The following is a 14,252-nucleotide window of genomic DNA, read 5'->3' on the forward strand; positions in this document are numbered from 1 at the left end:
CATGCCGACCTGATGGCCGCGATGGATGCCGCTGCCGGGGCCGCGGGCATCCACACCGATGACGCGGCGCGGGCCGCCATCGCGCTCGAGGATCGTCGTCTCGCCCACAACTACCACCCTCTGCCCGTGGTGGTGGAGCGCGCCGAGGGCGCCTGGGTCACCGACGTCGCCGGGCGCCGGTACCTCGACTGCCTGGCCGCGTACTCGGCGGTCAACTTCGGCCACGGGCATCCCGCCCTCGTCGCGGCGGCGCGCGACCAGCTCGACAAGGTGACGCTCACGAGCCGCGCCTTCCACAACGACCGGCTCGGCCAGTTCGCCGACGCCCTCGCCCGCCTCGCCGGGGTCGACATGGTGCTGCCGATGAACACGGGCGCCGAGGCGGTCGAGACGGCGATCAAGGTCGCGCGGGCCTGGGGCTACCGGGTGAAGGGCGTGCCCGAGGGGCAGGCCGAGATCATCGTCATGAGCGACAACTTCCACGGCCGCACGATCTCGATCGTGAGCTTCAGCGACGACGAGCACTCGCGCGCCGGTTTCGGGCCGTTCACGCCCGGGTTCCGGATGGTGCCGTACGGCGACGCCGCGGCGGTCGAGGCCGCGATCACGCCGAACACGGTCGCGGTGCTGCTCGAGCCCATCCAGGGCGAGGCGGGCATCATCGTGCCGCCGGCGGAGTTCCTGCCCGCGGTGCGCCGGATCACCGCCGAGCAGAACGTGCTCATGATCGCCGACGAGATCCAGTCGGGGCTCGGTCGCACCGGCGCGACCTTCCAGTGCGACAACGTCGGCGTCATCCCCGACCTCTACATCCTCGGCAAGGCGCTCGGCGGCGGCATCGTGCCGGTGAGCGCGGTCATCGGGCGCGGCGACGTCATCGGCGTCATCCGCCCCGGCGAGCACGGCTCGACCTTCGGCGGCAACCCGCTCGCCGCCGCCGTCGGCCACGCCGTCGTCGCGCTGCTCGAGACGGGCGAGATGCAGGAGCGCTCGCGCGTGCTCGGCGAGCACCTGCACGCGCGCCTCGAGGCGCTCGTCGGCCGCGGGGTGCTCGCCGTGCGCGGGCTCGGGCTGTGGGCCGGCATCGACATCGACCCGGCGCTCGGCACGGGCCGGCAGGTGTGCGAGGCCCTGGCCCTGCGCGGGGTGCTCGCGAAGGACACGCACGGGTCGACGATCCGACTGGCCCCGCCCCTCGTCGTGGAGCGCGACGATCTCGACTTCGGGCTCGACCAGCTCGAGGCCGTGCTGGAGGAGATGCGCGCGGGCTGAGCCGCGCATCCCGCCCCGCAGCAAGGCCGCCGATACCGGGAGAACGCCGGGAGACGCGGACGAGAATTGGCACACAAGTGCAGGTAAGGCTAGCCTTACCCCGGCGCACTCGTCGCCCGCCCTCCCCCGTCCCTCGACTCCGCTGGAGCCATTCCGTCATGCGCACTTCCCGCCCGCTCTCCCTCATCGCCCTCGGCGCCGCCTCCGCCCTCGTGCTCGGCGGCTGCGCCGGCGGCGAGACGACCCCGGCCGCGCCGGTCGACCCCGCCGACGACGCCGGCTCGTTCACCCTGTACTCGGGCCGCGACGAGGCGCTCGTGCAGCCGCTCATCGACCAGTTCACCGACGAGACCGGCATCGAGGTCGAGGTGCGCTACGGCAACACCGCCGAGCTCGGCGCGCTGCTGCTCGAGGAGGGCGAGGCGACCCCCGCCGACGTGTTCCTCTCGCAGGATGCGGGCGCCCTCGGCGCCCTCGCCAACGCCGACCTCTTCGAGACGCTGCCCGATGACATCGCCGGAGCGGTCGACGCCGGCTTCACCTCCACCGACGGCAGCTGGGTCGGCGTCACCGGCCGCGCCCGCGTCGTCGTTTTCGACGGCGAGAAGTACACCGAGGACCAGCTGCCCGACGACATCGACGACTACACGGAGGAGGAGTGGCGCGGCCTCGTGGGCGTCGCGCCGACCAACGCCAGCTTCCAGTCGTTCGTCACCGCGTACCGCGTGCTCGAGGGCGAGGACGACGCCGAGGAGTTCCTCACCGAGCTCACCGCCAACGACCCGCAGATCTTCGACGGCAACGGCGCGATCCTCACCGCCGTCGACGAGGGCGTGCTCGATGCCGGTCTCATCAACCACTACTACTGGTACCAGCAGGCCGGCGAGGTCGGGGCCGAGAACATGCGCGCCCAGCTGAAGTTCCTCGAGGCCGGCGATCCGGGCTCGATCGTCAACGTCACCGGTGCGGGCCTGCTCAGCGGCGCCGCCGAGAACGCCGACGCGCTCGCCTTCATCGAGTACCTCGTCTCGGAGGCCGGCCAGACGTACTTCGTCGAGGAGACCTACGAGTACCCGCTGGTGGCCGGCATCGACGCCCCCGAGGGCCTGCCGAGCCTCGAGAGCCTCGTCAACCCCGAGCTCGACCTCAGCGACCTCGACACCCTGAGCGACACGCAGGATCTCCTCGCCCGCGTCGGCCTCATCTAGTCACCACGCTCCGATCGGGAGCGGGCGGGCCCCGCGGCCCTGCCCGCTCCCACCTCGCAGTGATCGAATAGACGCATGACGCTCGCGCCCGATGCCGCGGCGGCCCGCAGGGGCCCCGCGGTATCGGCGCGCCCGGCGGGCGGCGCGGGCAGGGGTTCTCGGGGCGGCCGGGGCTCGGCGGGCGACCCGACGGGATCCGGCTTCAGAACCGGCGGGCGAGGGGTGGATGCCCGGCGCGGGCCCCGCCGCCCCCCTCTCGCTCTGCTCATCGCCGCCGCCCTCGCCGCGGCTGCCGCGAGCATCCCCCTCGTCTACCTGCTCGTGCGCTCGCTCGAGGCCGGGCTGCCGCGCATCGTCGAGACCCTCGGTCGCGGCCGCGTGCTGGAGTACGCCGCGAACTCGCTCGGCCTCGCCGTCGCGACCACCCTCACCGCGCTCGTGCTGGGCACCGCGGTGGCGGTCGTGCTCACGCGGGTGCGCGTGCCGTTCCCGCGGCTGTGGCTGCTGGTGTCGTCGCTGCCGCTCGCCGTGCCCTCGTTCATCGCGGGCTACGGCTGGCTCGTCTCGGTGCCGGGCATCCAGGGCTTCCTGCCCAGCTGGCTGCTGCTCTCGGCCGTGACGGTGCCGTACGTGACGCTGCCGGTGGCCGCCGCCCTGCGCGGAGCATCCGGCGATCTGGAGGGCGTCGCCCGCACGCTGGGGCGACCGCCGCTGCGCGCCTTCCTGGTCGCGACCTGGCCGCAGGTGCGCCCGGCCGCGATCGCGGGCGCGCTGCTCGTGGCGCTGTACTCGCTCAGCGACTTCGGGCTCGTGGCGCTCATGCGGTTCCCGACGCTGACCTGGGGCATCAACGCCGCCTACTCGGCGAGCTTCGACCGCGCGCAGGCCGCGATCCTCGCCCTGCTGCTCGTCGTGCTCGCCCTCGCCGTCGTGGCGGGGGAGCGCTCGGCCCGCGGCCGTCTCGCCCGCCGCCCCGCCCGCGCGGTGGCGCCGCGCCCGGTGCGCCGCGGCGTGCTGCTCGCGCTGCTGCCCGTCGTCGCCGTCGCCCCGATCATCGGCGTCGCCGTGCCGCTGCTCGGCCTCGCCCAGCGGCTGGTGCAGGCCGAGACCTTGCGCTCGATCGACGGCCCGCGCCTGCTCGCCGCCGTCGCCGCGACCCTCGGCGTCGCGCTCGCCGCCGCCCTGCTCGCCGTGCTGCTCGCCCTGCCCATCGCGGCGCTCGCCGCGCGCTACCGCGGCCGCCTCGTCAGCGCGATCGAGTCGGTCGGCTACCTCGGCCATGCCCTGCCCGGCATCGTCGTCGGGCTCTCGCTCGTGTTCTTCTCGCTCGCCGTCGTGCCCGCGCTCTACCAGACCACCGCCGTGCTCGTCTTCGCCTACGCCGTGCTGTTCATGCCGAAGGCGATCGGCACGGTGCGCGCCGGCCTCGGCGACGTGCCCGCCTCGCTCGTCTCCGTCGCCCGCACGCTCGGCGACAGCCCGCTGCGGGCGTGGATGCGCGTGACCGTGCCGCTCGCCCTGCCGAGCGTCGGCGTCGGCGCCCTGCTGGTGGCCATCGCCACCATGAAAGAATTGCCCGCGACGCTGCTGCTGCGTCCCACCGGCGTCGAGACCCTCGCCACCGAGCTGTGGAACCGCACCGTGGCGTTCGAGTTCGGAGCGGCCGCGCCCTACGCCGCCGTGCTCGTGCTCGTGGCCGCCGTTCCCGCGATGGTGCTCTCGGGCATCCGCAGCACTGCCAAGGAGGAGTTGTGAGCGACGTCGTCGTGCAGGCCGCGAGCGTGACCCACGGGTCGACGCTCGCCGTCGACGACGTCACGCTCACCATCGGTAGCGGCGAGCTCGTCGCCGTGCTCGGCCCCTCCGGCTGCGGCAAGACCTCGCTGCTGCTCGCCCTCGCCGGCCTGCTGCCACTGCGCTCGGGCACCATCGCCGTCGGCGCTCGCGAGCTCTCGAGCGGCAGCCGCACGACGCCGCCCGAGAAGCGCAGCGTCGGCTGGGTGCCGCAGGAGGCCTCGCTGTTCCCGCACCTCACGGTGGGCGAGAACATCGGCTTCGCGCTGCCGCGCGGCCGCGGCCGGGCATCCCGCATCGCCGAACTGGCCGAGCTCGTCGGCCTCGGCGCCCTCACGGGCCGCGCGCCCAACCAGCTCTCGGGAGGGCAGGCGCAGCGCGTCGCCCTCGCGCGCGCCCTCGCCTCGAAGCCCGACGTGCTGCTGCTCGACGAGCCCTTCGCCGCGCTCGACACCCAGCTGCGCACCGCCCTGCGGCGCGAGGTCGCCGAGCTGCTGCGCGCCGCCGGAACCACCTCGGTGCTCGTCACGCACGACCAGGAGGAGGCGCTCACGCTCGCCGACCGCGTCGCCGTGATGCGGGATGGCCGGCTCGAGCAGTACGGAACACCCGAGCAGATCTACCAGCAGCCCGCGAACGACTGGGTGGCCGGCTTCGTCGGCGACGTCGTCGAGGTCGAGGGCCGCTGGCGCCACGGCCGCGTCTCGTGCACCTTCGGCAATGTGGAGGCGACGGCGATGGGCTTCGCGCCCGCCGACGGCGACGCCGTGCGGCTCATGCTGCGCCCCGAGTGGATCGTGCCGCGCCCCGACCTGCTCGCGACGGCCGCGGCCGGCGCCGATGCCCGGGTGGCGAGCATCTCGTACGCCGGGCACGACGCCATGCTGACGTGCGACCTGACGGCCGGCTCGACCGTGCGCATGCGCATGGCCGCGGTCGACCTGCCCGAGGTGGGCGAGACGCTGCGGCTCGCGGTGCAGCGGCCGGGGCTGGCGTTCCCCGCCGCCTAGCGGAACGGGGGTCGCGGTCGCTCCCGGGCGACGGCGGGATGCCCCGCTCTAGGCTGGCCGCGTGACGACCACCGCCGTGCCCCCGACCCCCGAGCACCTCGACCCGGCGCCGCGCGACGCGGCCGACCCGCTCGCCGTGCACCGCGGGAGATTCCTCTCGGGCGAGGGGCTCGTCGCCTACCTCGACGGCAACTCGCTCGGGCGCCCGCTCGCGCGCACGCTCGACCACTACCCCGCATTCGTGCGCGAGCAGTGGGGCGGGCGACTGATCCGCGGCTGGGACGAGGGGTGGCTCGGCCGCGCGGAGGAGCTGGGCGACCGCATCGGGGCGGCCTGCCTCGGAGCGGCATCCGGCCAGACGATCGTCGCCGACTCGACGACGGTGCTCATCTTCAAGCTGCTGCGCGCCGCGATCGCCGCGCGGCCCGGGCGCGACGAGCTGGTGATCGCGCGCGACGAGTTCCCGACCGACCGGTTCATCGTCGAGCGCCTCGCCGAGGACCACGGGCTCACCGTGCGCTGGCTCGACACCGCGCACGACGGCGGCGCGACGCCCGAGCTGCTGGCCGAGGCGGTGAGCGAGCGCACGATCGCGGCGCTGCTCGGCGGCGTCGCCTACCGCTCGGCCTGGTTCGCGCCGATGCGCGAGATCACCGCCGTCGTGCAGGCGCACGGCGCCCTCGTCATCTGGGACTGCTCGCACGCCGTCGGCTCGGTGCCGCTCGAGCTCGACGCCTGGGGCGTCGACATGGCGGTCGGATGCTCGTACAAGTACTTGAACGGCGGCCCCGGCGCCCCGGCCTGGGCCTACGTCGCGACCCGGCACCTGCCCGAGCTGCGCAACCCCATCCCCGGCTGGCTCGGAGCGGCGCAGCCCTTCAGCATGACCGAGGGCTTCGAGCCGGCCCCGGGCATCCGCCGGCTGGTGAGCGGCACCCCGCCGATCACCGCGATGGTGCCGCTCGCCGACATGCTCGACGAGATCGAGCAGGCCGGCATGACGGGGGTGCGGGCGAAGTCGGTCGCGCTGACGGCCTACGCGATCGAGCTCGTCGACGCCCTGATCCCGGATGCCGCTCTCGCGTCCCCGCGCGACGACGAGCGCCGCGGCGGCCACCTCACGGTCGACCATCCGAACGCCGCGCGCGCGGTGCAGCGGCTCTGGGCCGAGGGCGTGATCCCCGACTTCCGGCATCCGAGCGGGGTGCGCATTGGGCTCTCGCCGCTGAGCACCTCGTTCGCCGAGGTGGAGCGGGGCATCCGGGCGCTCGCGGCGGCGCTGGCCGACTGAGGTCGCTCGCCGACCGGTGAGCGATGCCCCCGCGCATGACGAAGCCCGCCGCTCCGGCGTGTGGGCGCGGGAGCGGCGGGCAGTCGAGGGCGGCTAGCGCTTGGCGCGCCCGATGAGCGCGCCGAGCAGGATGGCGCCGGCGGCGAGGGCGATCGCGAAGCCGACGGGCTGCTCCTCGCGGAACCGGTCGACGCGGCGGGTGACCTTGTTGAGCTGGCGCTTGAGGTCGTCCTCCTCGCGCGCGAGGTCGAGCGTGTCGCCGGCCTCGACCTTCGCGTCGTCGACGGCCGTGCGGCCCTTCTCCAGCAGGCTCTCGGTACCGCGGGCGATGTCGTCCATGGGGTTGTTCTGATCGGTCATGGTGCTGTCCTCTCGGGGGTGCGGTTCAGGGGTGGTGGTGTCGCGGGGTGATGCGGTGATGCTCAGCGGCCGAGGCGGTCGGCCGTCTTCTTGATCGTCTTCTCGGCCTTCTTGGCCGTCGAGCCGGCCGACTTCTTCAGCTTCGTGGCGAGCTTCTCTGCCTCCTTGCGACGCGCGGCGCGGTGCTTCGCGCGCTCCTTGCGGGCCTTCGGGTCGTTCCAGAGCCGCTCGGCCTGGTGGCGCAGGGTCTCGGCGCGGGGTGCGCTCGTGGGGCGGTTGGCGCGACTGCCGAGCACGTAGGCCAGGAAGACCGCTCCTCCGACGAGCAGGACGGGGTTGCGCATGATGCCTCCGGTTTCTCCGGCGGATATCGGATCCGCCGCGTGTCAGAGGCTAGACGCGGTGAGGGGGGCGTCCGTCACGAGATTCCGTGCATGCACAGGCCGCTCACAGACGCGCCCCGGTGCCGCAAAAAACGGCATCGGGGCGCGGTCGAGGCCGATCGGCGGCTACTTCTTGCCGAGCGCGGCGAACTTCGCGATCGAGACGGGCACGAAGACGACGAGCAGCACCACGATGCCGATGAGGACGGTGAGGATGGGGTTCTGCACCGTCCAGGCGTCGCCGGGCACGAAGCCGTCGGGGGTGTTGCCGAAGAGGTCGCGGCAGGCCTGCACGAGCGAGGTGACGGGGTTCCACTCCGCGAAGGTGCGCAGCGGGCCGGGCAGGCTCTCGGCGGGGACGAACGCGCTGGAGATGAACGTGATGGGGAAGAGCACGAGGAACGAGACGTTGTTGATGATCTCGGGGCTGCGCACGCTCATGCCGAGGAACGCCATGAGCCACGAGAACGCGTAGGCGAAGAGCAGCAGCAGGGCGACCCCGGCGAGGAACTCGAGCGGCGAGGACTCGACGCGCCAGCCGACGATGAACGCCGTGCCCATCATGACGAGCATCGAGAGGCCGTTGATGACGAGGTCGCCGTTCGTGCGGCCGACGAGCACGGCGGCGCCGCTCATCGGCAGCGTGCGGAACCGGTCGATGATGCCGTCCTTCAGATCCTGCGCCATGGCCGAGCCCGAGTAGGTCGAGCCGAAGACCACGGTCTGGGCGAAGATGCCGGCCATGAGGAAGGACGTGTAGTCGCCGCCGGGGATGTCGATGGCGGCGCCGAAGACGTAGGTGAACAGCAGCACGAACATGATCGGCTGCAGCAGGGTGAAGACGAGGATGTCGGGCACCCGGATGATCTTCATGAGGTTGCGGCGCGTGGTGATCCAGCCGTCGCTGAGGAAACGGCCGGCCGCGCTGCCCGGCAGGGGCTGCAGCGTTCGCGAGGCGCCGGGCGACGGCGCCGCGCCGGTACAGGTCGTGCGGGTCGTCGGGCTACTCGTACCGCTCATGCCGCGACCTCCTTCGGGGTGGCGTCGTCGCCCTCCGCCGCCTCGGCCGCGTGGCCGGTCAGCTGCAGGAACACGTCGTCGAGGGTGGGGCGCCGCATGCCGGCGTCGTGCAGCGGGATGCCCGCGGCCGTGACCGCGCCGACGATGGCGCTGAGGGCGGCGGGCCCGTCGGCGACCGGCACGATCCAGGTCTTGCCCTCGTTGGAGGCGACCGGCTCGCCGGTGCCGTGGCGGTGCAGGATCTCGCGCACGGCATCCGCCCGCCCGTCGTCGACGAGGGTGAGCGCGACTCGCTGACCGCCGACGGAGGCCTTGAGCTCGTCGGCCGTGCCCTGCGCGATGACCCTGCCGTCGTCGATCACCGAGATGGAGTCGGCGAGCCGATCGGCCTCCTCCAGGTACTGGGTGGTGAGCAGCACGGTCGTGCCGTCGCCGACGAGGCGCTCGATGATGCCCCACAGCGCGAGGCGACTGCGCGGGTCGAGGCCCGTCGTCGGCTCGTCGAGGAAGAGCACGGGAGGGTTGATGACGAGGGCGCCGGCGAGGTCGATGCGCCGCCGCATGCCGCCCGAGAAGCCCTTGACGATGCGGTTCTGCGCCTCGACGAGGTCGAACAGCTCGATGAGCTCGCGCGCCCGGGCCTTCGCCTGCTTCGCGCCCAGGTGGTACAGCCGGCCGACCATCTCGAGGTTCTCGAAGCCGGTGAGGTTCTCGTCGACGGCGGCGTACTGCCCGCTCGCGCCGATCATGCGCCGTACCCGGTCGGGCTCGCCGAGCACGTCGACGCCGTCGATGACGGCCGAGCCCGAATCCGGCCGGATGAGGGTGGTCAGCACCTTGACCGTGGTGGTCTTGCCGGCGCCGTTCGGGCCGAGCAGGGCGGTGACGGTGCCCTGCGGCACCTCGAGCGACAGCCCGTCGAGGGCGCGCACGACGGGGGCGCCCTTCGGGGTGTAGGTCTTGACCAGATCGGTCGCCTCGATGAATGCCATGCGCGCACGGTACTCCTCACGAGCGACATCGCGGTATCGCGCCGGTTTCTGGGGCGGTGTCAGCCCTCGCGGGTACCGTGGGCGCCGTGATCGACACCGCGAACGGGATGCCCGGCGCACGCCTGCCCGAGACGGTGCTGCCCGAGACGGTGCTGGCCGAGACCGTGCTGTCGCCCGGGCTCCTGCAGGGCATCCGCGGCCGCGCCGCCGACTACGACACCCGCAACGCCTTCTTCACCGAGGACCTGCACGAGCTGCGCGCCGCCGGCTACCTGCGCCCCCGGTCGCTCACCGCGGCCGTGCGCGATCAGCGGCTGCTCGCCGCCCACGCCCCCGCCACCGCGCTCGGCCTCACCATGCACCTGGTGTGGATGGGCGTCGCGCGCGACCTCGCCGCCGCGGGCGACGACTCGCTGCGCTGGGTGCTCGACGAGGCCGAGGCCGGCGAGGTCTTCGCCTTCGCGATCAGCGAGCGCGGCAACGACCGCGTGATGAGCGACTCGCTCACGCGGGTCGACCGCGTCGAGCCGGCGGGCGGTGGGTCGGGCGGCGGCTGGGCCTACACGGGCACGAAGATCTTCACGACCCTGAGCCCGGCGTGGACTCGGCTGGGCGTCATCGGGCGGCACGATCCCGAGGGCGACGGGCACGGCGGCGAGCCGAGCATCGTGCACGGGTTCCTGACGCGCGACGGCGGCGGGTTCCGCATCGAGCCCGATTGGAACACGCTCGGCATGCGCGCGACCCAGAGTCACACCACGGTGCTCGAGGGGGCCGTGGTGAGCGATGAGCGCGTGGCGCGCATCCTGCCGGTCGGTGGCGGCGGCGACGCGTACTCGCTCGCGATCTTCGCCAACTTCCTCACCCTCATCGGGGCGGTCTACGCCGGCATCGCCGACCGCGCGCTCGAGCTCGCCGTCGAGTCGGCGCACCGCCGCACGAGCCTGCGGGCGGGCGGGGCGCCGATGGCGCACGATCCCGACCTCCGTCGACGGGCCGCGGATGCCGCTCTCGCGCTCGACGCGCTGGCCCCGCAGCTCGAGGCCGTCGCGCGCGACCGCGACGCGCAGGTCGACCGGGGGCTGCGGTGGTTCCGCGACCTGACGGGGCTCAAGCAGCGCTGCGTGCAGACCGCACGCGACGTCGTCGACCAGTGCATGCACATCGCCGGCGGCGGGGGCTACACGGCGGCGAGCGAGCTGAGCCGGCTGCAGCGCGACGTGCTCGCCGGCATCTACCACCCGAGCGATCCGGAGAGCGTCGCGGCGACGATCGCGGCCGACCTGCTGGGGCCGGTTCCCGCGCCCTGAGCCCCGGACGGGGGCCGATGCGACTCTGAGCGTTCGCGGTGCGCCCGCCACCGTGCGCGGCGCGCGCCGCTCTACCCTGGGGGCGAGCCGCCGGCGCTCGAGGCCAGCGGGGCGCACCCGCCCCCGCGCCGCGCGGCCGAGAGGGGGCGCGTGATGCGCACCGAACCGCTCGCCGACACCGGCTCGTACTCCATCCCGGCTCGCGGGCCGAGCCCCGACGAGGTGCGACGCCGACGCCTGCGCCGCCTGCTCGTCGTGCTCGCGATCGGCCAGCCGGTCTCGTCGCTCGTCTTCGACTGGCACTCGCCGACGACGCTGCAGTCGGGCGCCGAGTTCTCGCCCATCGTGCCGCCGGGCGCCTGGTTCGCCATCTGGGGCCTCATCATCGTGACGAGCATCCTGTGGGCGCTGCTGCAGGTGCGGCCGTCGACGATCACGCCGAACCCGGGCATCCGCGACCGCCTCGCCGGCCCGCTGGCCGTCGTCTTCGCGGGTTTCGCGCTGTGGCTGGCGACGGCGAGCCTCGGGCAGGACAACCCGCTCGGGCTCCTCGTGTTCGTCATGATCAACAGCGGGCACGTCGTGGCGTGGACGCGCCTGGTGCGTGCGCGCGACGAGGTCGCCGCCTGGAACCCGCTCGAGCGGGGCATCCTGTACCTGATGATGGGCGTCTACGCCGGCTGGACGTCCATGGCGTTCTTCGTGCAGATCGCGACCGTGACGCAGGGGCTCGGCGCGCCCGTCGACACCGCGTGGGGCATCGTCTGGCAGGCGCTCGTGCTCGCCGCCGCGACCGGCACCGCCGCCGGCTTCGTCTACGGCACGCGCGGCTCGATCGTCTACGCGCTCACCGTCACCTACGCGCTCGTCGGCGTCGGCATCAGCACGGGCGAGGCCGGCCTCACCGCCCTGCAGGTCACCTGCATCGCGGGCGTCACGATCGTCTGGGGCGCCCTCATCGTGCTGCGCATCCTGGATGCCCGGGCCGACGCCCGGCCGCTGCCGCAGGCCCTGCGGCGGTAGTCGGGGGTCGCTCTACCCCGCCGCGCCGACCCGCGCCCACCACGCCCACTCGCGTCCGCGGCCGCCGTCGCCCGAGATCCGGCGGCGCCCGACCGTGCCCGCCGGAGCGCCCGACCGGGCCCGCGCTCGCGAGGGCGTGCGCCAACTCCTGCAATCCGGCGCGCAGCCCGCGCGTACCTGCGGCAGCGCTCGCGCGCGTGCACCGTTCTGCAGGAGTTCCATCACCCCCGTCTACGCCGTCCACAACTGCGGATCGCGTGAGCCTCGTTCACCCCATCCGCAGTCGTGGAAGCGTTGGAGGGCGATATCGCGTGCGGGAGATCCGCCGACATCCGAGACGGCACGAGACGTCGAACGCGGTGCCGGGCACGAGCACGGCCCTCGCCGTGCTCGCGCTGTCGCCCGCGGGACCTCTACGGCGGCGCCGATACAGCCGCGCCGCGGCCGCCTTGCTGCCACCGCGTCGCCGAGGCCTCAGCCGGCAGACTGCTCCGTCATGCTCGCCACCTGCACGAGGTTGCCGACCCCGTCGTCGATGACGGCGACGACGACCGGCCCGAGTTCGGTCGCCTCCTGCACGATGGTCACTCCCTCGCCGCGCAGGCGCTCCACCTCGGCGGTCGCGTCGGCGACGCCGATGCTGAAGAAGGGGATGCCCTCCTCCACGAGCGACGCGCGCAGCGCCCGCACGTGCTCATGGTCGGAGGGCTCGAGCGACAGCGTGAAACCCGGGCCCACGCCGGGCATGACGAGCGTGATCCAGGCCACGTCGCCCATCGGCACGTGCTGGTGCACGACGTAGTCGAAGTGGGTCGTGTAGAACTCGAGCGCGCGCTGCTGATCGTCGACGAACAGCGTGGTCGTGGTGCTGAGAACGCTCATGTCAGCCCTCCTCCACCCACCCGATCGACCGCAGCCACTCGGCGCAGTCGCGGGTCCAGTGGCGCGCGATGCCTGCCTCGGAGCCGCCGTCGACGCCGTCGACGAGCCCGAGCCCGTGGCGTCCCCGCGGGTACACGTGCAGCGCGTGGGGCACGTCGTGGTCGGCGAGAGCATCCACCAATCGGTACGCGTGCTGCACCGGGACCACCGCATCGTCGGCCGTGTGCCAGACGAAGGTCGGCGGCATCGCGTGCGTCACGAGCCGGTCGACGGAGAGGGCGCGGCGCGTCCAGGGCATGGCGCGCGCGCCGATGAGGGCGTGGCGCGAGCCGGCGTGCGTCGGCAGCTGCATCGAGACGACCGGGTAGCCGAGGATGGCCGCGTCGACGAGACCCGAAGCGGCGGCGTGGCCGGCGAGGTGGCCGCCGGCCGAGAACCCGAGGACGCCCAGCCGCTGCACCCCCTCCACCCGCAGCTCGCCGACGCGCGCCCGCACCGAGTGCAGCGGACCGGGGTGGCGCGTCAGCACCGGGTAGCGGTGCACGCTCGCCTCGAGCCCGAGCGAGCGCAGCCACTCGGCCACCGGCTCGCCCTCGTGGTCGGCGAGGCGGTGGTAGCCGCCGCCGGGCAGCACGATGACGTGCGGCGGGCGGGCGCCGTCGGCAGGAGCGCCTTCGGCGATTCCCCCGGCGACCGGCCCCGCGCCTCGGCCCGGCGTCACCGGGCGCCCGCGAAGACCGCGTTGAACAGCTCGTCGAAGTCGATGCCGACCTCGGGGCGCCAGCTGTTGATGCGGTTCGTGCCGAGCGCGAGCACGAGGCCGCGGTCGGGCGAGATCCAGAACTGCGTGCTCGTCCAGCCCTCGTGGCCGAACACCGAGTGGTCGATGAGCCCGGGCCGGCGCGGCAGGTTGAACCCGAGCCCGAAGTGCTCGTGCACCTTCACCGGGTTCGGGTCGATGACGTAGAGGCCCTCGGTGCGCGGGCGGCGCATCGCCTCGAGCGTGGCGGGGGCCACGACCGCTCCGTCGCCGCGCAGCAGCGAGCGGCCGATCGCGAGGAGGTCGCCGACGCTGCCGACGGCGCCGGCGGCCGGGTGGCGCAGCGTCATGAGCGCGTCGTGGTCGTGGTCGAACAGCTCGGCGTCGTGCACCGCGTGCGCGCCCGCGATGTCGAAGGTCATGGAGGTCGCGCCGGCGTCGGCGAGCATCGCGGCGAACTCGTCGTGGAACGACCGCCCGCTCGCGTGCTCGACGAGCGCCGCCACGCCGTCCCACGCGAGGTTGTTGTACCGGCGGGCGGTGCCCGTGACGAACTCGAGCGGGGCGCGGCGCAGCGCCTCGCGCAGCGACTGCGGCTCGCCGAGCACGACGTCGCTGATGCCCGACGTGTGGCTCAGCAGGTTCTGCAGGGTGGCGTGGGCGGCGGGGATGCCCGGCAGCGCCATCCCGAGCGGGGTGTCGGTCGTCAGCAGTCCGCGCTCGACCTGGCGCATCGCCGTCAGGGCGCTCAGCGGCTTCGTCACCGAGTACAGCGAGAAGCGGTCGTCGACGTGCGCGGTGCGACCGCCGTCGGTGCCGAAGGCCTCGAGGGCGAGCACCTCGTCGGCGCTCGCGATGCCGAGGACGGCGACGGGCAGGCGGCCGGCGTCGACGTGGGTGCGCACCCAGTCGAGGGCGTGCGAGAAGGGGGTGGTCGTCATGGGGAT

14 protein-coding genes are annotated in these 14,252 nt (G+C 73.6%); 7 read left to right on the plus strand and 7 right to left on the minus strand.

Annotation, left to right across the window (positions count from 1 at the left end):
- The first annotated feature begins 21 nt into the window (after window positions 1–21).
- The 5 genes from rocD (at window position 22) to HGB54_RS00520 (ending at window position 6,575) form a co-directional block, all read left to right on the plus strand.
- The gene (rocD, locus tag HGB54_RS00500; RefSeq protein ID WP_407663507.1) at window positions 22–1,272 is read left to right on the plus strand and encodes an ornithine--oxo-acid transaminase; all 1,251 of its coding nucleotides are present in this window, start codon (window positions 22–24) and stop codon (window positions 1,270–1,272) included.
- A gap of 158 nt (window positions 1,273–1,430) precedes the next feature.
- Window positions 1,431–2,480 carry an extracellular solute-binding protein gene (locus tag HGB54_RS00505; RefSeq protein WP_168914717.1) on the plus strand — a complete coding sequence of 350 codons (1,050 nt, stop codon included), beginning with the start codon at window positions 1,431–1,433 and terminating at the stop codon, window positions 2,478–2,480.
- A gap of 222 nt (window positions 2,481–2,702) precedes the next feature.
- Complete coding sequence (locus HGB54_RS00510) at window positions 2,703–4,235, plus strand: ABC transporter permease (RefSeq protein ID WP_228545858.1); 1,533 nt, start codon at window positions 2,703–2,705, stop codon at window positions 4,233–4,235.
- Window positions 4,232–5,284, plus strand: coding sequence for an ABC transporter ATP-binding protein (locus HGB54_RS00515; RefSeq protein WP_168914719.1), 1,053 nt, complete (start codon window positions 4,232–4,234; stop codon window positions 5,282–5,284). Before HGB54_RS00510 ends, HGB54_RS00515 begins: the two co-directional genes overlap by 4 nt.
- A gap of 61 nt (window positions 5,285–5,345) precedes the next feature.
- Window positions 5,346–6,575 (plus strand): kynureninase, encoded by a 1,230-nt coding sequence (locus HGB54_RS00520; RefSeq protein ID WP_228545859.1) that lies wholly within the window; start codon window positions 5,346–5,348, stop codon window positions 6,573–6,575.
- 93 nt (window positions 6,576–6,668) lie between these two features.
- Here the strand turns inward: HGB54_RS00520 and HGB54_RS00525 are convergent, their stop codons facing one another.
- The 4 genes from HGB54_RS00525 to HGB54_RS00540 all read right to left on the minus strand — a co-directional run bounded on the left by HGB54_RS00525 (window position 6,669) and on the right by HGB54_RS00540 (window position 9,330).
- A complete protein-coding gene (locus tag HGB54_RS00525) occupies window positions 6,669–6,935 on the minus strand; it encodes a hypothetical protein (protein ID WP_168914720.1) in 267 nt (88 codons plus the stop codon).
- Between the two features lie 62 nt (window positions 6,936–6,997).
- Complete coding sequence (locus HGB54_RS00530; protein ID WP_228545860.1) at window positions 6,998–7,279, minus strand: hypothetical protein; 282 nt, start codon at window positions 7,277–7,279, stop codon at window positions 6,998–7,000.
- Between the two features lie 165 nt (window positions 7,280–7,444).
- Window positions 7,445–8,338: an ABC transporter permease gene (locus HGB54_RS00535; RefSeq protein WP_168914721.1), complete on the minus strand. Its 894-nt coding sequence runs from the start codon at window positions 8,336–8,338 to the stop codon at window positions 7,445–7,447.
- A complete protein-coding gene (locus tag HGB54_RS00540; RefSeq protein ID WP_168914722.1) occupies window positions 8,335–9,330 on the minus strand; it encodes an ATP-binding cassette domain-containing protein in 996 nt (331 codons plus the stop codon). The genes HGB54_RS00535 and HGB54_RS00540 overlap by 4 nt, the downstream gene beginning before the upstream one ends.
- A gap of 86 nt (window positions 9,331–9,416) precedes the next feature.
- Between HGB54_RS00540 and HGB54_RS00545 the strand changes: the two genes are divergently transcribed.
- Entirely contained in the window at window positions 9,417–10,640 is a 1,224-nt protein-coding gene (locus tag HGB54_RS00545; protein WP_228545861.1) for an acyl-CoA dehydrogenase family protein, read from the plus strand.
- A 150-nt stretch (window positions 10,641–10,790) separates the two neighbouring features.
- Window positions 10,791–11,663, plus strand: coding sequence for a hypothetical protein (locus HGB54_RS00550; protein ID WP_168914723.1), 873 nt, complete (start codon window positions 10,791–10,793; stop codon window positions 11,661–11,663).
- A gap of 474 nt (window positions 11,664–12,137) precedes the next feature.
- On the opposite strand, the gene HGB54_RS00555 is transcribed toward HGB54_RS00550, so the two are convergent.
- From HGB54_RS00555 to HGB54_RS00565, 3 genes are read right to left on the minus strand one after another with little or no spacing between them, the layout of a single operon-like run.
- Complete coding sequence (locus tag HGB54_RS00555; protein WP_168914724.1) at window positions 12,138–12,545, minus strand: VOC family protein; 408 nt, start codon at window positions 12,543–12,545, stop codon at window positions 12,138–12,140.
- Between the two features lies 1 nt (window position 12,546).
- A complete protein-coding gene (locus HGB54_RS00560; RefSeq protein ID WP_228545862.1) occupies window positions 12,547–13,266 on the minus strand; it encodes an alpha/beta hydrolase in 720 nt (239 codons plus the stop codon).
- A complete protein-coding gene (locus HGB54_RS00565) occupies window positions 13,263–14,246 on the minus strand; it encodes a serine hydrolase domain-containing protein (RefSeq protein ID WP_168914725.1) in 984 nt (327 codons plus the stop codon). The genes HGB54_RS00560 and HGB54_RS00565 overlap by 4 nt, the downstream gene beginning before the upstream one ends.
- Window positions 14,247–14,252: the final 6 nt, after the last annotated feature.

The organism is Microcella flavibacter (genome assembly GCF_012530535.1).
GTDB classification, from domain to species: domain Bacteria; phylum Actinomycetota; class Actinomycetes; order Actinomycetales; family Microbacteriaceae; genus Microcella; species Microcella flavibacter.

Bases quoted from the DNA above. Each gene is read 5' to 3' on its own strand.
- HGB54_RS00555 (WP_168914724.1), bottom strand. From the start codon at position 12,545: ATGAGCGTTCTCAGCACCACGACCACGCTGTTCGTCGACGATCAGCAG.
- HGB54_RS00530 (WP_228545860.1), bottom strand. From the start codon at position 7,279: ATGCGCAACCCCGTCCTGCTCGTCGGAGGAGCGGTCTTCCTGGCCTAC.
- HGB54_RS00535 (WP_168914721.1), bottom strand. From the start codon at position 8,338: ATGAGCGGTACGAGTAGCCCGACGACCCGCACGACCTGTACCGGCGCG.
- rocD (WP_407663507.1), top strand. From the start codon at position 22: ATGGATGCCGCTGCCGGGGCCGCGGGCATCCACACCGATGACGCGGCG.
- HGB54_RS00505 (WP_168914717.1), top strand. From the start codon at position 1,431: ATGCGCACTTCCCGCCCGCTCTCCCTCATCGCCCTCGGCGCCGCCTCC.
- HGB54_RS00565 (WP_168914725.1), bottom strand. From the start codon at position 14,246: ATGACGACCACCCCCTTCTCGCACGCCCTCGACTGGGTGCGCACCCAC.
- HGB54_RS00525 (WP_168914720.1), bottom strand. From the start codon at position 6,935: ATGACCGATCAGAACAACCCCATGGACGACATCGCCCGCGGTACCGAG.
- HGB54_RS00540 (WP_168914722.1), bottom strand. From the start codon at position 9,330: ATGGCATTCATCGAGGCGACCGATCTGGTCAAGACCTACACCCCGAAG.